The organism is Streptomyces sp. NPDC058985 (assembly GCF_042740985.1).
Lineage (GTDB): Bacteria > Actinomycetota > Actinomycetes > Streptomycetales > Streptomycetaceae > Streptomyces.
The window spans coordinates 1-23,510 of sequence record NZ_JBHYJX010000068.1 but is presented as its reverse complement, the minus strand read 5'-3'; the positions used below and the strand labels follow the sequence as shown (position 1 = coordinate 23,510).

Sequence of the window (23,510 nt, the reverse complement as noted above, 5' to 3'; positions counted from 1 at the left end):
CAAAGCCGCAGGCCACACCTCTCAAATCCGAATGCCGTGCTGCGGGTTTTACCGGCATCACCCGCACCGGGGGAGTGGAGATCTCGCCCGCGGGGGAGGAGGTGGACGTCACCGAGTCCGAGGTTCCGGAGCACACCGGAACCTGGTGCAAAAGGGAGATGCTCCGCCATGGGAGCGGAGTGATCCGGGAACGGAGTTCTGCGTGGACATCGTCGTCAAGGGCCGCAAGACCGAGGTGCCCGAGCGGTTCCGGAAGCACGTGGCCGAGAAGCTGAAGCTGGAGAAGATCCAGAAGCTCGATGGCAAGGTGATCAGCCTCGACGTCGAGGTGTCCAAGGAGCCGAACCCCCGACAGGCCGACCGCTGTGACCGAGTGGAGATCACGCTCCGCTCCCGCGGTCCGGTGATCCGGGCGGAGGCAGCGGCGAGCGACCCGTACGCGGCGCTCGACCTGGCGGCGGAGAAGCTTGGCGCACGACTGCGCAAGCAGCACGACAAGCGCTTCTCGCGCCGCGGCGCACGCCGGATCCCGGCGGCCGAGGTCGCCGACCACGTACCCGGCGCGGCGACGCTCAACGGGAACGGCGACGTCGTCCCGACGGAGAAGCAGGACGGCGTCCCCACCAAGAAGATCGGCTCGCTGGAGGTCCAGGGCGACGGGCCGCTCGTCGTCCGCGAGAAGACCCATGTGGCCGCGCCGATGTCCCTCGACCAGGCGCTCTACGAGATGGAACTGGTCGGGCACGACTTCTATCTGTTCGTCGACTCCGACACGAAGGAACCCAGTGTCGTCTACCGGCGGCACGCCTACGACTACGGCGTGATCCACCTCACCACGGACACGATGGTCACCCAGGCGCACGCCCCCGACGCGGGCGACGCGCTCGGCGGTTGACCACCGCCGGGTGACAGCGGACCGGTGCCCCTGGAGCGCGTGTGCGCCCCCAGGGGCACCGGTGTGCGACGGTGCGCGAGGGTGTGCGACCCCTTCGGGACCCGCGCGGTCACCCCGTTGTCCGCCGGGCATGGAATCATGGCGGCAACGGCCCAACCGGTGGGCCGTTGCTCTGGGTTGGCGATGGCGCAGGACCACGGGCCAAAGCCTTCAGGGGGAGGAACGATGGCGGACAGTTTCGGACCGATGCGGGGCGCGGGCGTCGACCACGGGATCGACGACGGGACCGCCGGCATGGGGCCGGACGCGGACGTGGGCTCCACACGCGAGGAACCCATCAGGGTCTTGGTCGTGGACGACCACGCCCTCTTCCGCCGGGGCCTGGAGATCGTGCTCGCGGCCGAGGAGGACATCCAGGTCGTCGGCGAGGCCGGTGACGGCGCCGAGGCCGTGGAGAAGGCCGCCGACCTGCTGCCGGACATCATCCTGATGGATGTGCGGATGCCCAGGCGGGGCGGGATCGAGGCCTGCACCTCCATCAAGGAAGTGGCCCCCAGTGCCAAGATCATCATGCTGACCATCAGTGACGAGGAAGCCGACCTCTACGACGCGATCAAGGCGGGCGCGACCGGCTATCTCCTCAAGGAGATCTCCACGGACGAGGTGGCCACCGCCATTCGCGCGGTGGCCGACGGGCAGTCCCAGATCAGTCCGTCCATGGCGTCGAAACTGCTCACCGAGTTCAAGTCGATGATCCAGCGGACCGACGAACGCCGACTGGTGCCGGCGCCGCGGCTCACCGATCGCGAGCTGGAGGTCCTCAAGCTCGTCGCCACCGGAATGAACAACCGGGACATCGCCAAGGAACTCTTCATCTCCGAGAACACCGTGAAGAACCACGTCCGCAACATCCTGGAGAAACTGCAGCTGCACTCCAGGATGGAGGCCGTGGTGTACGCGATGCGGGAGAAGATTCTCGAGATCCGCTGACTCCGGTCAGGCGAGCAGGCGGGCCAGCTCCGCCGTCAGGGCCTCGCGCAGGTGCGGGGCGTCGACCCGTTCCACCCGTACGTCCGTGCAGTCGACCCAGCTCGCCGCCTCGACCAGGGCCTGGGCCACCGCCGGAGCGGCCTTGAGGCCGTCCAGCCTGATCTGCTTGGCGACCAGGGTGCGTCCCTCTCGCGCCGGGTCCACGCGGCCGACGAGCCGTCCGCCGGCCAGCACCGGCATCGCGAAGTAGCCGTGTACGCGCTTGGGCTTGGGTACGTAGGCCTCCAGGCGGTGGGTGAAGCCGAAGATCCGCTCCGTGCGCGCCCGTTCCCAGATCAGGGAGTCGAAGGGCGAGAGCAGTGTGGTGCGGTGACGCCCGCGCGGGACTGTCTCCAGGGCGGCGGGGTCCGCCCAGGCGGGCTTGGACCAGCCCGCCACCGTGACCGGCACCAGACCCGAGTCGGCGAGCACGGCGTCGACCTGCTCGGCCTTGAGGCGGTGGTAGTCCGCGATGTCCGCGCGCGTGCCCACGCCCAGGGACTCGCCGGCCAGGCGGACCAGGCGGCGCAGGCACTCGGTGTCGTCAAGGTCGTCATGGAGCAGCGCGGCCGGGACGGCGCGCTCCGCGAGGTCGTACACCCGCTTCCAGCCGCGGCGCTCCACGCACACCACCTCGCCGTACATCAGCGCGCGCTCGACGGCGACCTTCGTGCCCGACCAGTCCCACCACTCGCTGGTCCGCTTCGCGCCGCCCAGGTCCGTCGCGGTGAGCGGGCCCTCGGTGCGGAGCTGCTTGACGACCTGGTCGTAGGTGCCGTCCGGGAGGGAGTGGTTCCAGTGCGGGCGGTTGCGGTAGGCGCGGCGGCGGAAGGCGAAGTGGGGCCACTCCTCGATGGGGAGGACGCAGGCGGCGTGCGACCAGTACTCGAAGGCGTGCGGTCGTGCCGGAGGCGCGCCCATGGAGACAGGCTTCCAGTAGGCGTCCTCGACCGTCTTGCGGCCGACCGCGCCCAGGCGGGCGTACGGGATGAGTTCGTGGGAGCGGGCGAGGACCGAGATGGTGTCGAGCTGCACCGCGCCCAGGTGCCGGAGGACGCCGCGGACGCCCGCGCGGCGGTCGGGGGCGCCGAGGAAGCCCTGTGCGCGGAGGGCGAGGCGGCGGGCCTCGTCTGCGGACAGTTCCGTGGCGGGGGGCGGGAGGGTCGTCATACGTCCGCACGATAGAGGGTGGGTCTGACAGTGCCGATCGCTTGCAAGGTGCGGGTGCTGGTGCGGGTCGGGGGTGGGTCGCGTGGCCCGGCGCTGCGGGGTACCTCCCCCACTCTCGGCTTCGCTCGAGCGGGGCCCCCATCGCCCACCCGTGCCGCCCCAGCGGCACGACTGCCCGCGGTTGAGCGGAACTATGGCCGTGGCTGCGGCGGCAGCAGGCTGTTCGCCGTTACGCGGTCTGCGCCGGCAGGTAAGGCGCCGTCGACGGGAGGGCCAGGTCCGAGGGGAGCAGGGAGGCGATCCAGCAGTCCCGGCGTACGCCGTTGTTGTTGACCGCGGAGCGCAACGTGCCCTCCATGGTGAAGCCCGCCCGATCGGCCACCGCGCGGGAGGCGGTGTTGCCGACCTCGGCGCGCCACTCCAGGCGGTCGATCGCCCGCTCGGTGAAGGCCCAGCGCGCGACGGCGAGGGCGGCCTCCGTGGTGTAGCCCCGGCCGCGGAACTCCTTGGCACTCCAGAACCCGAGCTCGCCGACGCCGAGGGAGATCATCGTGACGCCGATCATGCCCGCCAGGTCACCGGCGGGGAGGAAGACGCCGAAGGTGAACACCGAGGCGTTGGCCCAGCCGTCCGGAACCATCTGCTCCGTGAAGCCCCGCGCGTGCTCGGGGAGGTAGGGCGAGGGGATCGTCGTCCAGCGCTGGACGTCGGGATCCTGGCAGGCGGCGTACACGGCATCGTTGTCCTGGGGGCCGACCGCGCGCAGGACCAGGCGTTCCGTGGTGAGGGTGACGGGTTCCATCGGCCGATTCTGCGCGGCCTCCGGTGGCGGGCGCCATCTTTTTGCCCTGCGTGAACATGCGGTCACTTTCCGCTCGATTCGCCGGAGGGTGCGGCACCATCGGCGGGGCCCGGACGTTGAACCCGGTGACGGCAGACAGCGAAGCTGGATGCAAGGAGTGGACGGTCCCGTTACGGCGGGCCTCCCGGGGTGGCGGGGTCCTCGCATACGATGGCCGTTGCTCAGTCCGTGACAGGAAACCGACCGTCCCAGGCCCGACCGGCAAGGAGACCAACCCCCGTGTCCGTCCTCTCAAAGATCATGCGTGCAGGCGAAGGCAAGATCCTGCGCAAGCTGCACCGCATCGCGGACCAGGTCAACTCCATCGAAGAGGACTTCGCTGACCTCTCCGACGCCGAGCTGCGGGCCCTCACCGACGAGTACAAGCAGCGCTACGCCGACGGTGAGAGCCTGGACGACCTGTTGCCCGAAGCCTTCGCCACCGTCCGCGAGGCCGCCAAGCGCGTCCTGGGCCAGCGGCACTACGACGTGCAGATGATGGGCGGCGCCGCCCTGCACATGGGCTACGTGGCCGAGATGAAGACCGGTGAGGGCAAGACCCTCGTCGGTACCCTGCCCGCCTATCTCAACGCCCTGTCCGGCGAGGGCGTGCACATCGTCACGGTCAACGACTACCTGGCCGAGCGCGACTCCGAGATGATGGGCCGCGTCCACAAGTTCCTCGGTCTGTCGGTCGGCTGCATCCTCGCCAACCAGACGCCGGCCCAGCGCCGCGAGATGTACCGCTGCGACATCACCTACGGCACGAACAACGAGTTCGGCTTCGACTACCTGCGCGACAACATGGCGTGGTCCAAGGACGAACTCGTCCAGCGCGGCCACAACTTCGCCATCGTCGACGAGGTCGACTCCATCCTGGTCGACGAGGCCCGTACGCCGCTGATCATCTCCGGCCCGGCCGACCAGGCCACCAAGTGGTACGGCGACTTCGCCAAGCTGGTCACCCGCCTGAAGAAGGGCGAGGCCGGCAACACCCTCAAGGGCATCGAGGAAACCGGTGACTACGAGGTCGACGAGAAGAAGCGCACCGTCGCCATCCACGAGTCGGGCGTCTCCAAGGTCGAGGACTGGCTGGGCATCGACAATCTCTACGAGTCGGTGAACACCCCGCTGGTCGGCTACCTGAACAACGCCATCAAGGCCAAGGAACTCTTCAAGAAGGACAAGGACTACGTCGTCCTCGACGGCGAGGTCATGATCGTCGACGAGCACACCGGCCGTATCCTCGCCGGCCGCCGCTACAACGAGGGCATGCACCAGGCGATCGAGGCGAAGGAAGGGGTGGACATCAAGGACGAGAACCAGACGCTCGCCACGATCACCCTCCAGAACTTCTTCCGCCTCTACAAGCGCCACGACCACAACGGCAAGGAACAGCCCGGTCTGTCCGGCATGACCGGTACGGCGATGACCGAGGCCGCCGAGTTCCACCAGATCTACAAGCTCGGCGTGGTGCCCATCCCGACCAACCGGCCGATGGTGCGCAAGGACCAGTCGGACCTGATCTACCGCACCGAGGTCGCCAAGTTCGAGGCCGTCGTCGACGACATCGAGGAGAAGCACCGCAAGGGGCAGCCGATCCTCGTCGGCACCACCTCCGTCGAGAAGTCCGAGTACCTCTCGCAGCAGCTCAGCAAGCGCGGTGTCCAGCACGAGGTGCTGAACGCCAAGCAGCACGACCGGGAGGCGACGATCGTCGCCCAGGCGGGCCGCAAGGGCTCCGTGACGGTGGCCACGAACATGGCCGGCCGTGGTACGGACATCAAGCTCGGCGGCAACCCCGAGGACCTCGCCGAGGCGGAGCTGCGCCAGCGCGGCCTCGACCCGGAGGAGCACATCGAGGAGTGGGCCGCGGCCCTGCCCGCCGCCCTGGAGCGGGCCGAGCAGGCCGTCAAGGCGGAGTTCGACGAGGTCAAGGACCTGGGCGGGCTCTACGTGCTCGGTACCGAGCGGCACGAGTCGCGCCGTATCGACAACCAGCTGCGCGGTCGCTCCGGCCGCCAGGGCGACCCCGGCGAGTCCCGCTTCTACCTCTCCCTGGGCGACGACCTGATGCGCCTGTTCAAGGCCCAGATGGTCGAGCGCGTGATGTCCATGGCGAACGTGCCGGACGACGTGCCGATCGAGAACAAGATGGTCACGCGCGCGATCGCGTCCGCCCAGTCCCAGGTCGAGACCCAGAACTTCGAGACGCGCAAGAACGTCCTGAAGTACGACGAGGTCCTCAACCGGCAGCGCGAGGTCATCTACGGCGAGCGGCGCCGCGTCCTGGAGGGCGAGGACCTGCAGGAGCAGATCCAGCACTTCATGAACGACACGATCGACGCCTACGTCCAGGCCGAGACCGCCGAGGGCTTCCCGGAGGACTGGGACCTCGACCGGCTGTGGGGCGCCTTCAAGCAGCTCTACCCGGTGAAGGTCACCGTGGAGGAGCTGGAGGAGGCGGCCGGTGACCGGGCCGGTCTGACGGCGGACTACATCGAGGAGTCCATCAAGGACGACATCCAGGAGCAGTACGAGGCGCGTGAGACGCAGCTCGGCTCCGAGATCATGCGCGAGCTGGAGCGCCGGGTCGTGCTGTCGGTCCTGGACCGCAAGTGGCGCGAGCACCTCTACGAGATGGACTACCTCCAGGAGGGCATCGGCCTGCGCGCGATGGCGCAGAAGGACCCGCTGGTCGAGTACCAGCGCGAGGGCTTCGACATGTTCCAGGCCATGATGGAGGGCATCAAGGAGGAGTCCGTCGGCTACCTGTTCAACCTGGAGGTCCAGGTCGAGCAGCAGGTCGAGGAGGTTCCGGTCGAGGACGCGGCGCCGTCCCTGGACAAGGGCGCGCAGGACGCGGTCCCGGCCCAGGCGGGCGCGCGCCCGGAGATCCGGGCCAAGGGCCTCGACGCCCCGCAGCGCCGGGACCTGCACTTCTCCGCGCCGACCGTGGACGGCGAGGGTGGTGTCGTCGAGGGCGACTTCTCCACCGACGGGGAGCCCGCGCAGGCCGCGTCGGACGGGCTCACGCGCGCGGAGCGCCGCAAGCAGGCCAAGGGCGGGCGGCGCCGCAAGAAGTGACGGTGCGGTGCCGCAGGGCGCCGCAGCGGTGGAAGGGCCGGTCACCCGTGGTGGCCGGCCCTTCGGCGTGGGCGGTGCGGGCTGGTCGGCGGGCTGCGGACGGTCGACGGAGGAGCCCTCAGTCGTCGTCGGCGTGCGGCCTGCGAGGGCCGCCCAGCTCCACCGCGGTGCAGCGCCAGCGCAGGTCCTGGCCCCGTTCCAGCCGGAAGGCCATCGCGCGGAGCTGGTCCCCCGCGCCGATGCGGGCGAATACCTCCAGGGCGCCCGGCCGGGGCTCGAAGTAGCCGATGTCCCGGACGACGGGGAGGGCGCCGCGCGTGCGCAGGGGGCCGCGCTCGGCGAGGTGGGCCAGGTCGTCGTAGGCGCGGCCGACGGTGTGGCGGAGCATCGAGTGGACGGGGCGCCTGCCGCTGAGCACATGGAGGAGAAGCTCGGCGAAACGGTCCGTGGGGCGGACCTGCGGGACGGGGCGGCGCGGGGTCTGGGCGGGGACGAGAGGCACGGCGGACGGTCCGGTGAGGGACGGGAGCGGCCGTGTCGCGCGAGGCGTCGTGGCATCGGGAGCGAGCCGCTGGGCGCCCGGCTGGACGGGCGCCGTCCCGGGCGCCCGGCCGGGGGCCTGTCCCGCCGTGGGCGGGCGGGTGTCCGCAGGCCTGGTGCGGGCCCGTGAGGACCGGCCGGGAGAGCCCGGCGGGCGCCCGCCGGAAGGCGCGGTGCGCACCGGCCGCCCGCCGGGCCGGCGGGGCGGGAGGCCGCCGGGGGACCGGGTCGCGGCTCCGGGGTCGTGCAGGGCCTCGGGGGTGGGCGGGGGAGAGCTGCTGGGAGGGAGCTGAGTCCTGGTCATGACCTTGCGCATGGGGGTCCCCGTTCGGCGGCGGCCCGGGCGATACCGGGCAGTAACTTAGTGGTTGGAGATCTTGTACGGGGTCGGGGCACCGCACGGCAAGGAGGTGGGTGGCCGTGCCGCGGGGGTCGCAAGGTTCACCTATCAGGGTGACCGGGACCGTGCCGAGGCCCGGTGCGGAGCGGGCGGAGCGGGTGAATTCCGGGCTGGGGGTGGACGCCCGGGGCGTCACGGGTGGGAACTCGAAAGGGGACACCCGCACGTATCCTGAAGACCCCTCCGGGGCTCCACCTGGGCTCCACCGGGGCTCCTCGGGCCCGAAGCCCCCGACCCGAAAGCGGCGGTCTCATGCGCGTCTACGTCCCCCTGACCCTGTCCGGCCTCGCCGAGGCGCACCGGGCGGGAGAGCTGGGGGCCGGGCCGCTCCCCGCCCACGCCGTCACGCCGGCGCTGCGCGAGTGGTACCGGTCGGACGACGTCGAGGAGCTGGAGTACGCCGCCCTGGGCCGTGCCGCCCAGGCCTCACTGCGCCTGCTCGCCGCCGCCCCGGGTGCCCTGTGGCACCGGGTCGTGGTCGCCGCCGACGTACCCGACGGCTCGGTCTCGGCCGACCCGGACCGGGCGCCCGACGGCGCGGTGCGGGTGGCCGGGCCGTTGCCCATGGCCAAGGTGGCCTCGGTGCACGTCGACTCCGGCGACGCGAAGGCGGACGTGACCGCCGCGGCCCAGGCCCTCGCGGCGGCGGACGCCGGGGACGACGACGCCCGGTCCGTGGTGGACGGCGCCGAGGACCACGAGCTGCTCTGGTACGCCACGCAGGAGATCCCCGGCCTGCTGGAAATCGGGCGCTGACCCGGCGGCCTGCCGATTGTCAGTGGCGGCGGGTACGTTTTCGGGCATGGGGATGCAGACAGGGGCGCACATCGTCTGGGACTGGAACGGGACGCTGTTCCACGACAACGACGCGATCATCGGGGCGACGAACGCCGCCTTCGCCGAGCTGGGCATGACGCCGATCACGATGGAGCAGTACCGGGCGCTGTACTGCGTGCCCGTGCCGAAGTTCTACGAGCGGCTGCTGGGCCGCCTGCCCACGGAGGCGGAGTGGGCGGTCATGGACGCCACCTTCCACCGGCACTACACCCGGCACCGGGCGGCGTGCGGGCTCACCGAGGGGGCGGCCGAACTGCTCGCGGGCTGGGGCGCGGCGGGGCGGAGCCAGTCGATCCTGAGTATGTACGGCCACGAGGAGCTGGTCCCCCTGGTCCAGGGGCTCGGGATCGAGGCGCACTTCATACGGGTCGACGGGCGGACCGGGCCGTCCGGGGGCAGCAAGGCGGAGCACATGGTGCGCCATCTCGAGGAGCTGGCCGTCTCCGGGGTGAAGCCCGCCCGGACCGTCGTGATCGGGGACGCCGCGGACGACGCGGTCGCCGCGCGGTACGTGGGCGCGGGGGCGGTGCTGTACACCGGGGGATCGCACAGCAGAGCCAGTCTGGAGGGGGCCGGGGTGCCCGTGGTGGACACGCTGTCGGAGGCCGTGGCGGAGGCGGAGCGGCTGTCGGCGTGAGCCCGCCGGTGCCGCCGGCCGGACAGCCGTAGCTGTGCGGAACGTCCAAGTTCCGGGCATGGTTTTGTACACATGCGGCTCGTGACGAGGGGCCCGTCGGGGGCGATAGCCTGGTGGCGTGATCAGCGCGATAGTTCGCGGGGGCACAGGTGCCCCTGCCCTGCGCCCGGTACGCACGGACCACATCCGTGTCCGGGCGGCGGTCGCTGGTCCTCGCGAGCGGGACGGGGCGCCGCAGGCTCCCCGCACGGCGCCGCGCACACCCCGGACGGTGACGGCGAGAGCGATGTCACACCCGGCCGGTGCGGCGACATTGGCCGATATGCCCCCGCTCCTCTCATCTTGCGGCATAGCGTCGGAGCAGACCGGACACCCCGCGTCTCGACGTCGTGCCGGAAGGCAGGAGACCGTACTTTCTTCTACGTCACGCAACGGCGCGCGACAGGAGCCAGAGGACAATGCAGACCAAGCTGGACGAAGCCAAGGCCGAGCTGCTCGAAAGGGCTGCGCGGGTAGCTGAGAACAGCCCGGTCGGGGGGCACCTACCGACTGGGACGACGGACAAGGGCACCCCGGACACCCCGGGCGCCGCGTCCCCGGACCACGCATCCGTGTTCGCGTTCCTCCGGCGTTACTACCGGCACACCGCTCCGGAGGACCTGGCCGACCGCGACCCGGTCGACGTCTTCGGCGGCGCCGTCTCGCACTACCGGCTGGCCGAGAACCGCCCGCAGGGCACGGCGAACGTGCGGGTGCACACCCCGACGGTCGAGGAGAACGGCTGGACGTGCAGCCACTCCGTCGTCGAGGTGGTCACCGACGACATGCCCTTCCTCGTCGACTCCGTGACCAACGAGCTGACCCGTCAGGGCCGCGGCATCCACGTCGTCGTCCACCCGCAGATCGTGGTGCGCCGCGATGTCGCCGGCAAGCTCGTGGAGGTGCTCGACGGCCGGCCCACCGCCGACCTCCCGCACGACGCGCACGTCGAGTCCTGGATCCACGTCGAGTTCGACCGCGAGACCGACCGCGGCGACCTCAAGCAGATCACCGCCGACCTGCTGCGCGTCCTCAACGACGTCCGCGAGACCGTCGAGGACTGGGGCAAGATGCGGGACGCGGCCGTCCGCATCGCCGGGGAACTGTCCGCCGAGCCCACCCCGGGCGACCTTCCCCCGCGTGAGCTGGAGGAAGCCCGCGAGCTGCTGCGCTGGCTGGCCGACGACCACTTCACCTTCCTCGGCTACCGCGAGTACGAGCTGCGCGAGGACGACTCCCTCGCCGCCGTCGCCGGTACCGGCCTCGGCATCCTGCGCTCCGACCCGCACCACGAGACCGACGAGAGCCACCCCGTCAGCCCCTCCTTCGAGCGGCTCCCCGCCGACGCCCGGGCCAAGGCGCGCGAGCACCGGCTGCTGGTGCTGACCAAGGCGAACAGCCGGGCCACGGTGCACCGGCCCTCGTACCTGGACTACGTCGGCGTCAAGAAGTTCGACGAGAACGGCGACGTCGTCGGTGAGCGGCGCTTCCTCGGTCTGTTCTCCTCCGCCGCGTACACCGAGTCCGTCCGCCGGGTGCCCGTCGTGCGGCGCAAGGTGGAGGAGGTGCTGGAGCGCGCCGGATTCTCGCCCAACAGCCACGACGGCCGCGACCTGCTCCAGATCCTGGAGACGTACCCGCGCGACGAGATGTTCCAGATGCCCGTCGAGGAGCTGGAGCCGATCGTCACCTCGGTGCTCTACCTCCAGGAGCGCCGCCGCCTGCGGCTCTACCTGCGCCAGGACGAGTACGGCCGCTACTACTCGGCGCTCGTCTACCTCCCGCGCGACCGCTACACCACCGGCGTCCGGCTGCGGATCATCGACATCCTCAAGGAGGAGCTGGGCGGCACCAGCGTCGACTTCACCGCCTGGAACACCGAGTCGATCCTGTCCCGGCTGCACTTCGTCGTCCGGGTCCCGCAGGGCACCGAGCTGCCGCACCTCTCCGAGACCGACAAGGAGCGCATCGAGGCCCGCCTGGTCGAGGCCGCCCGGTCCTGGGCCGACGGATTCGGCGAGGCGCTGACTGCCGAGGTCGGCGAGGAGCGCGCCGCCGAGCTGCTGCGGCACTACGGGGGCGCCTTCCCCGAGGGCTACAAGGCCGACCACGGTCCCCGTTCCGCGGTCGCCGACCTCGGCCACCTGGAGCGCCTCGACGAGCAGAACACCTTCGCGCTGAGCCTCTACGAACCGGTCGGCGCCGGCCCGGAAGAACGGCGTTTCAAGATCTACCAGAAGGGCGGCACGGTCTCCCTGTCCGCCGTCCTCCCGGTGCTCAGCCGGCTCGGCGTCGAGGTGACCGACGAGCGGCCCTACGAGCTGCGCTGCGCGGACCGCACGACGGCCTGGATCTACGACTTCGGCCTGCGGATGCCGAAGTCGGTGGCCGGCGGCGCCGACTACCTCGGCGACGACGCCCGCGAGCGCTTCCAGGACGCCTTCGCCGCCACCTGGAACGCCCAGTCGGAGAACGACGGCTTCAACGCCCTCGTGCTCAGCGCCGGACTGACCTGGCGGCAGGCCATGGTGCTGCGGGCGTACGCCAAGTACCTGCGGCAGGCGGGCTCCACGTTCAGCCAGGACTACATGGAGGACACCCTCCGCAACAACGTCCACACCACCCGGCTGCTCATCTCCCTGTTCGAGGCGCGGATGGCCCCCGAGCGCCAGCGCGCCGGGCGCGAGATCGTCGACGCCCTGCTCGAAGAGGTCGACGCCGCCCTCGACCAGGTCGCGAGCCTCGACGAGGACCGGATCCTGCGGTCCTTCCTCACCGTGATCAAGGCGACCCTGCGGACCAACTTCTTCCAGGAGGCCGCGGGCGGCAAGCCGCACGACTACGTCTCCATGAAGTTCGACCCGCAGGCCATCCCCGACCTGCCCGCGCCGCGCCCGGCGTTCGAGATCTGGGTGTACTCGCCGCGCGTCGAGGGCGTGCACCTGCGCTTCGGCAAGGTCGCGCGCGGAGGTCTGCGCTGGTCGGACCGCCGGGAGGACTTCCGCACCGAGATCCTCGGCCTGGTCAAGGCGCAGATGGTGAAGAACACCGTCATCGTGCCGGTCGGCGCCAAGGGCGGCTTCGTCGCCAAGCAGCTGCCCGACCCGGCCGTCGACCGCGACGCCTGGATGGCCGAGGGCATCGCCAGCTACAAGACCTTCATCTCGGCGCTGCTCGACATCACCGACAACATGGTGGCCGGCGAGGTCGTGCACCCGGCGGACGTCGTCCGGCACGACGAGGACGACACCTACCTCGTGGTCGCCGCCGACAAGGGCACCGCGAAGTTCTCGGACATCGCCAACGAGGTCGCCGAGTCCTACAACTTCTGGCTCGGCGACGCCTTCGCCTCCGGCGGCTCCGCGGGCTACGACCACAAGGGCATGGGCATCACCGCCCGCGGCGCCTGGGAGTCCGTCAAGCGGCACTTCCTGGAGCTGGGCGTGGACACCCAGACCCAGGACTTCACGGTCGTCGGCATCGGCGACATGTCCGGCGACGTGTTCGGCAACGGCATGCTGCTCAGCGAGCACATCCGCCTGGTCGCGGCCTTCGACCACCGGCACATCTTCATCGACCCGAACCCCGACGCCGCCACCTCCTACGCCGAGCGCCGGCGCCTGTTCGACCTGCCGCGCTCGTCGTGGGAGGACTACGACACCGCGCTGCTCTCGGCCGGCGGCGGCATCTTCCCGCGCACCGCCAAGTCGATCCCGGTCAACGCACACCTGCGTGAGGCCCTCGGCATCGAGGCCCGCGTCACCAAGATGACCCCGGCCGACCTGATGAAGGCGATCCTCTCGGCCCCGGTCGACCTCCTCTGGAACGGCGGCATCGGCACCTACGTCAAGGCCTCCACGGAGTCCAACGCGGACGTCGGCGACAAGGCCAACGACGCCATCCGCGTCGACGGCCGCGACCTGCGCGCCCAGGTCGTCGGCGAGGGCGGCAACCTGGGCCTGACCCAGCTGGGCCGGATCGAGTTCGCCCGCACCGGCGGCAAGATCAACACCGACGCCATCGACAACAGCGCGGGCGTGGACACCTCCGACCACGAGGTGAACATCAAGATCCTGCTCACCGGCCTGGTCAAGGACGGTGACATGACGGTCAAGCAGCGCAACAAGCTGCTCGCCCAGATGACCGACGAGGTCGGCGCGCTCGTCCTGCGCAACAACTACGCGCAGAACACGGCGATCGCCAACGCACTCGCCCAGTCCAACGACATGCTCCACGCCCAGCAGCGCTTCATGCGCCACCTGGTCCGGGACGGGCGGCTCGACCGGGCGCTGGAGTTCCTGCCCACCGACCGCCAGATCCGCGAGCGCCTCCAGAGCGACCAGGGCCTGACCGGCCCGGAGACGGCCGTGCTGCTGGCGTACACGAAGATCACCGTCGCCGAGGAGCTGCTGCACACCTCGCTGCCCGACGACCCGTACCTCAAGGGCCTGCTGCACGCCTACTTCCCGACGGCGCTGCGCGAGCAGTTCCTCGACCGGATCGACAGCCACCCGCTGCGCCGGGAGATCACGACGACCGTCCTGGTCAACGACACGGTCAACACGGGCGGTACGACGTACCTGCACCGGATGCGCGAGGAGACCGGCGCGTCGCTGGAGGAGATCGTGCGGGCGCAGACCGCGGCCCGGGCGATCTTCCGCTCCGCCCCGGTGTGGGACGCGGTGGAGGCCCTGGACACCAAGGTCGACGCCGCGGTGCAGACCCGGATCCGGCTGCACTCGCGCCGCCTGGTCGAGCGCGGCACCCGCTGGCTGCTCAACAACCGGCCGCAGCCGCTGGAGCTGGCCGAGACGGTGGAGTTCTTCGCCGAGCGCGTCGAGCAGGTCTGGTCGCAGCTGCCGAAGCTGCTGCGCGGCGCGGACGCGGAGTGGTACCAGCGCATCTTCGACGAGCTGACCGACGCCGGCGTCCCGGACGAGACGGCCACCCGGGTGGCCGGGTTCTCCTCGGCCTTCCCGACGCTGGACATCGTGTCGGTGGCCGACCGCATGGGCAAGGAGCCGCTGGAGGTCGCCGATGTGTACTACGACCTCGCCGACCGGCTGAGCATCACCCAGCTGATGGACCGCATCAGCGACCTGCCCCGCACCGACCGCTGGCAGTCCATGGCCCGCGCGGCGATCCGCGAGGACCTGTACGCGGCCCACGCCTCGCTCACCGCCGACGTCCTGGCCGCGGGCAACGGCACCTCCACGCCGGAGCAGCGCTTCAAGACGTGGGAGCAGAAGAACGCGGCCATCCTGGGCCGGGCCCGCACCACGCTGGAGGAGATCCACGGGTCGGACGCGTTCGACCTGTCCAACCTGTCGGTGGCGATGCGGACGATGCGGACGCTGCTGCGCACGCACGGGTGACGGTGTAGCCGCCCGGACAGGCAGGGCTTGGCGGGCGCCCCGGGTCTTGATGACCCGGGGCGCCTTCATGTCCCGTTCGTGTCCGATTCGGACGTCTTGTGTGGATAAAGTGCTCGCGTGACCGGGCGTTCCGCATTGACGCGCACCGCGCTGCCGCGAGCGGGGGCGGCCCTCGTCCTCCTGCTGCTGGTCCTGGTGGCGGTCCGGCTGCCCTGGATCGGTGACCTGGGTATGCACGCCGCCACCCTCGAACGCCTTCGGCACGACCTCCTCCACCCCGGCAACCCGCTGGTCGACGCGGACACGCCGAGCCCGTACTACACGCCGTGGACGGTGCCGCTGGGCTGGGTGGCCGGGGTGACCGGGTTCTCCGTCTTCACCGTGCTGCGGATCGGGGCGGTGGTGGCGCTCGCGGTGCTGGTCACGGGGGTGTGGCGGTACGCCCGCACGCTGAGCGCGCGCCCGGTGGTGCCCCCGCTGGCGCTGCTGTGCCTGGTGCTGTTGTGGGGGACGACCGAGTTCAGCTGGAGCGGCTTCCTCGGGCTGCACTCCCTCGCGTTGACGGTGGCGTACCCGAGTGTGCTCGCCCTCGGGCTGGCCTTTCATCTGTGGGCGTGGCTGGCGCGGGCGGGCGACGGGTGGGGGACCTGGTTGGGGTGCGGGGTGCTGTGGGCCGTGATCCTGCTGGTCCATCAGTACTCCGGGATCGTCGCCTCGTTGGGCGCGCTCGCGGTCCTGATCGGCGCGCGGCCTGCCGGGCGACGGGTGTGGGCGCGGGTGGCGGGGGCGCTGGCGCTGGGGGTGGTGGTGCTGTGGGTCTGGCCGTACTACGACTTCTTCGCGCTCTTCGGCGCCGCGGACGGGATGGACGAGGTGCACCGGTCGCTGTACCGGGACCTGTGGGCGCGGTACTGGCTGGTGCTGGTGGGGGTGGCCGCGCTGGTGGTGCGGTGGCGGCGTGACCGGCGGGACGTGCTGGTGCTGTTCTTCGCGCTGGGGCTGCTGGTGTTCGTGGCGGGCGGGGTGACCGGGCACTGGTCGTGGGGGCGGGTGCTGCCCGCGGCGGTGATTCCGGCGCAGCTCGCGGTGGCGGTGGAGGCGGGGGAGTCCGGGCGGCGGGCGGTGTGCGGTGTGCGGTGGGTGTGGGCGGGGGTGTTGGGGGTAGCGCTGGTGGTGGGGGTCTGGGGGCAGGTGGGGGTGCTGGGGTACGCGGTCGGGCGGGAGGCGTTGCCGGGGGTGGTGGCGGAGAAATACCGGGAGCCGTGGGAGGGGTACGGCTGGATCACGCGGTGGGTGGGGTACGGGGACGTGGTCATGGCGAGGCAGTTTCCGTCCCGGCGGATTCCGGCGACCGGGGCGTACACGGTGGCGCCGGGGTACACCGACTTCTTCCTCGATGACGAGGGGGAGCGGGTGGGGGCGGTGCGGAGGTATTTCTCGGTGGGGGTGGAGGGGGTGTCGGGGGGTGTGCGGAGGGGGATCGAGCGGGCTTATGACGTGCGGTGGGTGGTGGATCGGGGGGTGGGGGTGCGGGGGGATGCCGGGCTGCGGGAGGTGGGGCGGGGGCCGGATGGGTGGGTGTTGTACGCGGTGGTGGGGTGAGCGGGGTTGGTGGAGGGGGTGTTGAGGTGATGCGTGCTGGGTGGGTGCCCGGCGTTCGTGCTGGGCGGGGGTGGGTGCGCAGCCCGGCGTGGCGGGGTGCCGCTGCGCCCACCCGTGCCGCCTCAGCGGCACGATTGCCCGCAGCTGAGTGGGATGGTGTGCTGCTGCGCCCACCCGTGCCGCCTCAGCGGCGCGACTGCCCGCAGCTGAGTCAGTGGAGGATGTTTGCCGCCAAGCGGGCCGCTCGGCGGGTTCGGGGTGTGGTCAGGCGGTGGGCGATGGGGCGCAGGACCGTTGCCGTGGTGCCCACCGGGTGCCAGTGGATCTGCAGGCGGCCCGGGTTGTGGCCCTCCGGCTCCACCGTGACCCGGTGGGGGGTGGTGCCGGCGTGGTACGGGACGCGGGCGGTGAGGGGCGGGAAGTGGAGCGGGGCCAGGAGGATGCCCGTGTGGACGCGGCCCTCGTGGCGCAGTCGGAGGACGGGGTGGCGCAGCCCTTCGAAGCCGTGCACGGGGAGGTGGGCCGCGGCGAGGTCGAGGCGGACGCGGCCCTCGAAGACGCCGGGGCGGACCGGGGAGAGGCGGAACGGGACCGTCAGGCGCCGGCGCCCCGGCGAGAGATGCAGGGTGGCACGCTGCGGGCCGACCGGGAGGCGCAGCGCGGGATCGTAGGTGCGGACCGTGAGGTCGATCGACGCACCGGGGCCGCGCGCGAGGTCCGTGATCTCGTGCCGGAGCAGGGCGGTGAAGAACGGGCGGGTGTCCAGCTCCAGGTCCGTCAGGTCCAGCTCGCGGCGGGCCTCGGCCGACCTCGGGACCTCCTCGCCCCAGTAGGTCCGGCCGCTCTCCCCGTCCGGCGTCACCCGGCGCGGGGCGACGGCGTGACCGAGGCCCCGCGCCGCCACGCGTACGTCGGACAGGCGCCGGTCGCGCAGCAGTTGGAGGACCACCCGCTCGGCGCGGGGCAGGCGCGCGTAGGCGCCCTCGGCGAGCGTGTCGAGGTAGGGCGTCATGAGGTCGGCGAAGGACGCGAGCCAGGCGTCGTCCCGGTACGGGAGGTCACCGGCGTACATGCGGAAGTCGTGCTTGAGGAACTTGAAGTCCTTGTCCTCGCGCAGCGACTCGTGCCCGCTCCCGGTCAGGAACGCGTCGATGAGGCGCTGGACGTGGACGCGGTCGCGGACGTTGCTCAGCAGGTGCCGCTGGTTGGAGATGGAGGCCGTCCCGGAGGCGGCGTACGGGGCGACGTACCAGCGGTAGACCGGTTCGGGGACGACGGTGAACGTCCTGGCCAGGCAGTACGCCTGCGCCGAGAAGAGCTGGTCCTCGTAGTGGATGCCCTCGGGGAAGCGCAGGCCGTGCCGGTCGAGGAAGGCACGGGCGTACATCTTGCTGGTGGAGAGGTGCTCGAAGAGCAGGCGCGGATCGGCCTCGATGCCGTCCAGGGTGCGGTGTTCGGCGACCAGGTGCGGCATCCATGTGGTGCGGCGGCCGCCGTCCACGCGTATCCGGTGCACCGCGCCCATCGCGAAGTCGAGTTCGCGTTCGCGGTGGGCGGCGAGCAGGGTCTCGACGGCGCGCTCGGGGAGTTCGTCGTCGCTGTCCAGGAACATCAGGTACGGCGCCCGCGCGATCTCCAGGGCGCGGTTGCGCGGCGCGCTGCACCCGCCGCTGTTCTCCGGCAGGCGCAGGTACACGACGCGCGGGTCGCGGGCCGCCAGTGCGCGGGCCACCTCGGGGGTGGCGTCGGTCGAGTGGTCGTCGCTGATGACGACCTCGATGTTGGCGTGGGTCTGGCGCAGCACGGACGCGACCGCGCGCGGCAGGCGCTCGGCGTCGTTGTAGACGATGACCGTGACGGTGACGTCCGGGGCGTCCACGGACGAGGGCGCGGGTGGCAGGCCCGCGGCAGGGTCGGTGGCGGGACTCGTGGCGGCTCTCGTGACGGCTCTCATGACGCGTGGGCCTCCTCCGGGCTCGGCGCCGGGGTGCGCTCCTCGATCGGCAGGATCCGGGGCAGCGTGCTTTCGTCCTCGCCGAGGAAGACCCGGCGGACGACGCGTTCGGCGGCGCGGCCGTCGTCGTACTCGCAGAACCGGCGCCGGAAGGCGGTCCGTGCCTTGGCCGCGCGCTCGTCGTGCCAGGCGTCGGTGGTGAGGATCTCCGTCAGTTCGGCCTGGCCGCGGGCGACCGGGCCGGGTGCCCCGGCCGTCAGGTCGAAGTAGACGCCGCGGGTGGTGCGGTACGTCTCCCAGTCGTCGGCGTGGATGACGATCGGGCGGTCCAGGTTGGCGTAGTCGAACATGATCGACGAGTAGTCCGTGACCAGCGCGTCGGCGGCCAGACACAGCTCCTCGACGGGTTCGTAGGAGGAGACGTCGATGAGGCGGCCGGTGCGGCGCAGGCCCGCCAGCGGGGCGGACGGGGTGGACGCGCCCTCGTAGAAGTAGTGGGCGCGGACCAGCAGGACCGTTTCCTCGCCGAGGTCGGCCGCCAGTGCGACGAGGTCGAGGCGCGGGGTCCAGCCCGCCTCGTAGTCGCGGTGGGTGGGTGCGTAGAGGATCGCCCTGCGGCCGGGCGGGATGCCCAGGCGCTCGCGGACCGCGCGGACCTCGGCGGCGCCGGCCGTGTAGTAGACGTCGTTGCGCGGATAGCCGTGGTCGAGGGTGACGTGGCGGGACGGGTAGGCCCGTTGCCACATGCGGGTCGTGTGGCCGTTGGCGGAGACGCTGTAGTCCCACCGGTCGACGCGTGCGAGGAGCGCCGGGAAGTCCAGGCCCCGGGCGGCGGCGGGGTACGGCATCTGGTCCAGGCCCATGCGCTTGAGCGGGGTGCCGTGGTGCGTCTGGAGGTGGACGGTGCCGGGGCGTTTGACCACCGCGTCCGGGAAGTTGACGTTGTTGACGAGGTACTTGGCGCGGGCCAGCACCTCCCAGTAGCGGCGGGTGCCGGGGACGACGTGGTCGGTGCCGGGCGGCAGCAGCGCCGCGTTCGCCGCGGTGACCACCCACACCGGGCGGACGTCGGGGGCGAGTTCGGCCAGTTCGGCGGCTATCGCGGCCGGGTTGCAGGCCACGCCGCGGGCCCAGTAGGCCGAGAAGACGGCGAGGTGCGGGTCGATCGGGCGGGCCAGTGCCCTGCGGTACTGGACGGAGCGCACCCGGTCGCCGGCCAGGCGCCTGCCGGTGCGCACCGCCGACCGCACCCTGCGGCGCGTGTGGTTGGCGGCCTGGAGGGCGCGGTACTTCGTGTACGCGCCGTCGGCCAGCAGCGACCGGCGTACGCCTTCGAGTCCGGCCGGGCTCCGGTGGCCGTCGGGGCGCAGGCGCCGGGCGGCCGAGGACGCCCGGCGGAAGAACTCCCGCGCCACGTCGTCCGGCATGTCGGCGCGGGCGAAGGTGCGCAGGCAGTCGCGGACCATCAGGTCGTACAGGGCGCCGCGGACGGCCGGGCGGTCGGCGGCGAGGCCGAGCAGTGTCTCGTAGCGGTCGACCAGGGCGTACCGCTGCTCCGGCGTGACCGGTGGGAGGCTCTCGGCGCGCAGCCGGCGGTCCTCGAACGCCGGCTGGGGCAGGCAGGCGACGCGGTCGGCGAGCAGCAGGGCGACCAGGGCGGCGAACGGCTCGTCGTCGGTGGTGAGGAGGCGCTCGTGCCTCCGCCAGAAGCCGGCGCGCACCGCGCGGTTCCCGAGCAGCGGGGCCGTCCCGAGCAGCGCCGCGTGGTCGTCCAGGGCAAGGTCGGCGTGTGCGGCGCGGGCGAGGCGGGGGCCGTCCGGGGAGGGCAGACCGGAGGCCCGCCAGGTGCTGCGGACGTGGTCGAACAGCAGGACGTCCACCGTGCCGGGGAGGTCCGCGGCGTGCTGGGCGACGGTGCGCGGGGCGCCGGGAGGCAGCCCGTCCTTGGCGTGCACGAAGTGCAGCCACCGGCCCCGCGCCCGCGCCGCCCCCGCCGCGCGGGCCGCGGAGTCGCGGGCGCCGTCGGGGAGGGGCAGCACGGTGAACGCGGGGGTGTGGCCCTCGGCCGTCTCCCCGGCCCAGTCCCCGACGGCGGCGACGATCACTTCGACGCCGGTGAGCGCGTGGGCGGCCAGAGAGTCGAGGAGCGCGGGCAGGTGGTCCTGGACGTTGGGGCCGTGGACGACGACGCTGAGGTCGGGGGTCTCGGGCATCGCTGGGGCTCCTTAGCCTCGGTCGCTCCCTGCGCACTCCTTGGGTCTCATCTATTCGGACATGGTGGCACTAAACAGGCAATAGGGTTAATCGAGAGTACGCCTCACGGGGGAAGGGAGCCGTCAGGCGGAGGCCTTCGTCTTCGGCGCGGCCCCGGGTGCCGGCTTGGGTGCGGCCTTCGGCTTCGCCGCCTTGTCCGGGCCGCCGGTGAACTTCTCGTACTCCTTCAGGACCTCCTCCGTGGGCCCGTCCATCCGCAGCTCGCCGCGCTCCAGCCACAGCACCCGGTCGCAGGTGTCGCGGATGGACTTGTTGCTGTGGCTGACCAGGAAGACCGTGCCGGCGTGCTTGCGCAGCTCCCGGATGCGCTCCTCGGAACGCTTCTGGAAGGAGCGGTCGCCGGTGGCCAGCGCCTCGTCGACCAGCAGGACGTCGTGGTCCTTGGCCGCGGCGATGGAGAAGCGCAGGCGGGCGGACATCCCGGAGGAGTACGTGCGCATCGGCAGGGTGATGAAGTCGCCCTTGTCGTTGATCCCGGAGAAGTCGACGATGTCCTGGTAGCGCTCCTTGATCTGCGCGCGGGACATGCCCATCGCCAGGCCGCCGAGGTACACGTTGCGCTCGCCGGTGAGGTCGTTCATCAGGGCGGCGTTCACGCCGAGCAGCGAGGGCTGGCCGTCGGTGTAGATGCGGCCGTTCTCCACCGGGAGCAGTCCGGCGACCGCCTTGAGCAGCGTCGACTTGCCGGAGCCGTTGGTGCCGATCAGGCCGATCGCCTCGCCCCGGTACGCCACGAAGGACACCTTCTTCACCGCGTGCACCCGGCGCACGCCCGCGGCCTTCTCGCTCTTCTTGCGGCGCAGGATGCGGTTGAGGGCGGCGGTCGCGGAACCGCGGCCCGCCCCGGTGCCGTTGACCCGGTAGACGATGTCGACGCCGTCGACGACGACGGTGGGGACGCGCTCGGCAGGGGTGTTGTCAGCCACGACCGTAGGTCTCCTCGGCCTTCCAGAAGTAGATGAAGCCGCCGATCCCGGCGACCAGGGCCCAGCCCAGGGCCATCGCCCACACGTGGTCCGGCAGCATGTCCCCGCCGAAGCTGTCGATCAGGGCGAACCGCATCAGGTCGATGTAGACGACGGCCGGGTTGACCTGGAGCAGCGGGCCGACCCAGGACGGGAGGTCGCTGTCGGGGCCGGTCATGTGGTGGATGCTGAACATGACGCCCGAGGCGTACATCCAGGTGCGCAGCAGGAAGGGCATCAGCTGGGCCATGTCCGGGATCTTGGAGCCCACCCGGGCCATGACCATGGCCACGCCCGCGTTGAACACGAACTGGAGCACCAGCGCCGGGACCGCCAGCAGCCAGGAGGGGCCGGGCGGGACGCCGAACGCCAGCAGGATCACCACGAGGGCGCCCATCGAGAACATCAGCTGCTGGAGCTGCTGGAGGCAGAAGGAGACCGGCAGCGCCGCCCGCGGGAAGTGCAGGGCGCGGACGAGGCCGAGGTTGCCGGATATGGCCCGGGTGCCCGCCATGATCGAACTCTGGGTGAACGTCCAGACGAACACGCCGGTGACCAGGAACGGGACGAAGTCCTCCACCCCGCGGCTGGTGTTCATCAGCATGCCGAAGATGAAGTAGTACACCGCCGCGTTGAGCAGCGGCGTCATCACCTGCCAGACCTGGCCCAGCTTGGCCTGGCTGTACTGGGCGGTGAGCTTGGCGGTGGAGAAGGCGCCGATGAAGTGCCGGCGGGCCCACAGCTGGCGGACGTACTCGGGCAGGGAGGGGCGGGCGCCGCTGACCGTCAGACCGTGCCGGGCGGCGAGGGCTCCGAGGTCGTGGTCGGCGGGGGCGGGCGGGGCCGCTGTCGGGGGCGGTGTGTCGAGGACCTGGCTCACTCCGCGCTGCTTTCGCTCGGGGGGTGGAAGCGATTCCCGTCGTTCACCCGGGTGTCGTGAGGCGTTCATTCACGTCGGGACGGGACCGTATCGTCGTAACGGGAGCGTACGGCGTGCTGACGCCGGAACGCAACCGTTTCGTCGCTACGCCCTATGCTGTCCCGCATGACGACCGACGCCGCCGACGAGCCCCAGCCGCGCCCGCGCCGCCGCCGGGCCCCCGCCGGGGCGGCCGTGCTCCGCGAGGACGTGACGGAGGCGATCCGGGCGGCGGTCTTCGAGGAGCTGGCCGCGGTGGGCTACGCGCGGATGTCCATCGAGGGGATCGCGCGCCGCGCGGGGGTCGGCAAGACCGCCGTCTACCGGCGCTGGCGCTCCAAGCTGCACCTGGTGCTCGACGTCGTCTCGGCGCTGGCCGTGCAGGGCCTGCCTGCGCCCGACACGGGTTCGCTGGAGGGCGACCTGCGGCTGCTGTACGAAGTGACGTCCCGGGCCCTGCGCCACCCGGTGGCCTCGCAGATCATCCCCGACCTCCAGGCGGAGGCGGCCCGCAATCCCGAGATCGCCGAGGTGCTGCGGAAGACCCTGCGGGAGGGTCAGGACGGCGTCGCCAGCAAGATCCTCACGGCGGCGGCGGAACGCGGTGAGCTGGCCGCCGGTCTCGACACCGACCTGGCCCTCGACCTGATCTCGGGCCCGCTGTACTGGCGCTCGGTGGTCATCCGCAGCCCGAAGCTGCCGAAGGGCCACCTGGCCGCGCTGGCCCGGGCCACGGCGGCGGGCCTGCGGGCGCTCTGACCTGCGGGCGCTCTGAGCCGGGGCCGGACCGGTCGTCCGGGCGGGACTGATGCTCCTATTGCCTGTCAAGCGGCTTGGAGCCAGTGGCGGTAGGCATGGGCGAGGTGGTCGTCTCGGCGGATCCCGCGTTCGAGGGTGGAGATGGTGGCCGGCCAGAGTCCGAAGTGGTGGGCTGCGGCGGTCAGGG

15 protein-coding genes are annotated in these 23,510 nt (G+C 71.6%); 8 read left to right on the top strand and 7 right to left on the bottom strand.

Annotation, left to right across the window (positions count from 1 at the left end; genetic code table 11):
- The first annotated feature begins 202 nt into the window (after positions 1 to 202).
- Together hpf and ACFW01_RS35955 are read left to right on the top strand one after the other, a co-directional pair.
- Positions 203 to 895, top strand: a complete 693-nt coding sequence (hpf, locus tag ACFW01_RS35960) for a ribosome hibernation-promoting factor, HPF/YfiA family (RefSeq protein ID WP_234961175.1) — start codon at positions 203 to 205, stop codon at positions 893 to 895.
- A gap of 225 nt (positions 896 to 1,120) precedes the next feature.
- Positions 1,121 to 1,885, top strand: a complete 765-nt coding sequence (locus ACFW01_RS35955; protein ID WP_384510737.1) for a response regulator — start codon at positions 1,121 to 1,123, stop codon at positions 1,883 to 1,885.
- Positions 1,886 to 1,891: 6 nt separating this feature from the next.
- Here the strand turns inward: ACFW01_RS35955 and ACFW01_RS35950 are convergent, their stop codons facing one another.
- Entirely contained in the window at positions 1,892 to 3,094 is a 1,203-nt protein-coding gene (locus tag ACFW01_RS35950) for a winged helix-turn-helix domain-containing protein (protein WP_384510734.1), read from the bottom strand.
- Positions 3,095 to 3,323: 229 nt separating this feature from the next.
- On the bottom strand, positions 3,324 to 3,896 hold the full coding sequence (locus ACFW01_RS35945) for a GNAT family N-acetyltransferase (protein WP_384510731.1): 573 nt from the start codon (positions 3,894 to 3,896) through the stop codon (positions 3,324 to 3,326).
- 279 nt (positions 3,897 to 4,175) lie between these two features.
- Here ACFW01_RS35945 and secA point away from each other — a divergent pair, with 279 nt between their 5' ends.
- Entirely contained in the window at positions 4,176 to 7,022 is a 2,847-nt protein-coding gene (secA, locus tag ACFW01_RS35940; RefSeq protein ID WP_234961171.1) for a preprotein translocase subunit SecA, read from the top strand.
- 118 nt (positions 7,023 to 7,140) lie between these two features.
- Here secA and ACFW01_RS35935 read toward each other — a convergent pair whose 3' ends face one another.
- Positions 7,141 to 7,878, bottom strand: coding sequence for an Rv3235 family protein (locus tag ACFW01_RS35935; protein ID WP_384510727.1), 738 nt, complete (start codon positions 7,876 to 7,878; stop codon positions 7,141 to 7,143).
- 336 nt (positions 7,879 to 8,214) lie between these two features.
- Between ACFW01_RS35935 and ACFW01_RS35930 the strand changes: the two genes are divergently transcribed.
- The 4 genes from ACFW01_RS35930 (at position 8,215) to ACFW01_RS35915 (ending at position 16,452) form a co-directional block, all read left to right on the top strand.
- Complete coding sequence (locus ACFW01_RS35930) at positions 8,215 to 8,718, top strand: DUF6912 family protein (RefSeq protein WP_234961169.1); 504 nt, start codon at positions 8,215 to 8,217, stop codon at positions 8,716 to 8,718.
- Between the two features lie 46 nt (positions 8,719 to 8,764).
- A complete protein-coding gene (locus ACFW01_RS35925) occupies positions 8,765 to 9,436 on the top strand; it encodes an HAD family hydrolase (RefSeq protein WP_384510724.1) in 672 nt (223 codons plus the stop codon).
- 458 nt (positions 9,437 to 9,894) lie between these two features.
- Positions 9,895 to 14,850: an NAD-glutamate dehydrogenase gene (locus tag ACFW01_RS35920; protein ID WP_234961167.1), complete on the top strand. Its 4,956-nt coding sequence runs from the start codon at positions 9,895 to 9,897 to the stop codon at positions 14,848 to 14,850.
- Between the two features lie 117 nt (positions 14,851 to 14,967).
- Complete coding sequence (locus ACFW01_RS35915; protein WP_384510721.1) at positions 14,968 to 16,452, top strand: hypothetical protein; 1,485 nt, start codon at positions 14,968 to 14,970, stop codon at positions 16,450 to 16,452.
- A 211-nt stretch (positions 16,453 to 16,663) separates the two neighbouring features.
- On the opposite strand, the gene ACFW01_RS35910 is transcribed toward ACFW01_RS35915, so the two are convergent.
- The 4 genes from ACFW01_RS35910 to ACFW01_RS35895 all read right to left on the bottom strand — a co-directional run bounded on the left by ACFW01_RS35910 (position 16,664) and on the right by ACFW01_RS35895 (position 22,525).
- Entirely contained in the window at positions 16,664 to 18,406 is a 1,743-nt protein-coding gene (locus tag ACFW01_RS35910; RefSeq protein ID WP_384510718.1) for a glycosyltransferase, read from the bottom strand.
- Positions 18,403 to 20,619: a CDP-glycerol glycerophosphotransferase family protein gene (locus ACFW01_RS35905; protein WP_384510713.1), complete on the bottom strand. Its 2,217-nt coding sequence runs from the start codon at positions 20,617 to 20,619 to the stop codon at positions 18,403 to 18,405. The genes ACFW01_RS35910 and ACFW01_RS35905 overlap by 4 nt, the downstream gene beginning before the upstream one ends.
- Before the next feature lie 123 nt (positions 20,620 to 20,742).
- Positions 20,743 to 21,606, bottom strand: a complete 864-nt coding sequence (locus ACFW01_RS35900; protein ID WP_234961163.1) for an ABC transporter ATP-binding protein — start codon at positions 21,604 to 21,606, stop codon at positions 20,743 to 20,745.
- Entirely contained in the window at positions 21,599 to 22,525 is a 927-nt protein-coding gene (locus tag ACFW01_RS35895) for an ABC transporter permease (protein WP_234961162.1), read from the bottom strand. The genes ACFW01_RS35900 and ACFW01_RS35895 overlap by 8 nt, the downstream gene beginning before the upstream one ends.
- Positions 22,526 to 22,690: 165 nt before the next feature.
- Here ACFW01_RS35895 and ACFW01_RS35890 point away from each other — a divergent pair, with 165 nt between their 5' ends.
- On the top strand, positions 22,691 to 23,323 hold the full coding sequence (locus tag ACFW01_RS35890; protein ID WP_384510709.1) for a TetR/AcrR family transcriptional regulator: 633 nt from the start codon (positions 22,691 to 22,693) through the stop codon (positions 23,321 to 23,323).
- Positions 23,324 to 23,510: the final 187 nt, after the last annotated feature.

Bases quoted from the DNA above. Each gene is read 5' to 3' on its own strand.
- ACFW01_RS35955 (WP_384510737.1), top strand. From the start codon at position 1,121: ATGGCGGACAGTTTCGGACCGATGCGGGGCGCGGGCGTCGACCACGGG.
- ACFW01_RS35950 (WP_384510734.1), bottom strand. From the start codon at position 3,094: ATGACGACCCTCCCGCCCCCCGCCACGGAACTGTCCGCAGACGAGGCC.
- ACFW01_RS35905 (WP_384510713.1), bottom strand. From the start codon at position 20,619: ATGCCCGAGACCCCCGACCTCAGCGTCGTCGTCCACGGCCCCAACGTC.
- ACFW01_RS35890 (WP_384510709.1), top strand. From the start codon at position 22,691: ATGACGACCGACGCCGCCGACGAGCCCCAGCCGCGCCCGCGCCGCCGC.
- ACFW01_RS35910 (WP_384510718.1), bottom strand. From the start codon at position 18,406: ATGAGAGCCGTCACGAGAGCCGCCACGAGTCCCGCCACCGACCCTGCC.
- ACFW01_RS35930 (WP_234961169.1), top strand. From the start codon at position 8,215: ATGCGCGTCTACGTCCCCCTGACCCTGTCCGGCCTCGCCGAGGCGCAC.
- ACFW01_RS35920 (WP_234961167.1), top strand. From the start codon at position 9,895: ATGCAGACCAAGCTGGACGAAGCCAAGGCCGAGCTGCTCGAAAGGGCT.
- ACFW01_RS35925 (WP_384510724.1), top strand. From the start codon at position 8,765: ATGGGGATGCAGACAGGGGCGCACATCGTCTGGGACTGGAACGGGACG.
- ACFW01_RS35935 (WP_384510727.1), bottom strand. From the start codon at position 7,878: ATGCGCAAGGTCATGACCAGGACTCAGCTCCCTCCCAGCAGCTCTCCC.
- ACFW01_RS35945 (WP_384510731.1), bottom strand. From the start codon at position 3,896: ATGGAACCCGTCACCCTCACCACGGAACGCCTGGTCCTGCGCGCGGTC.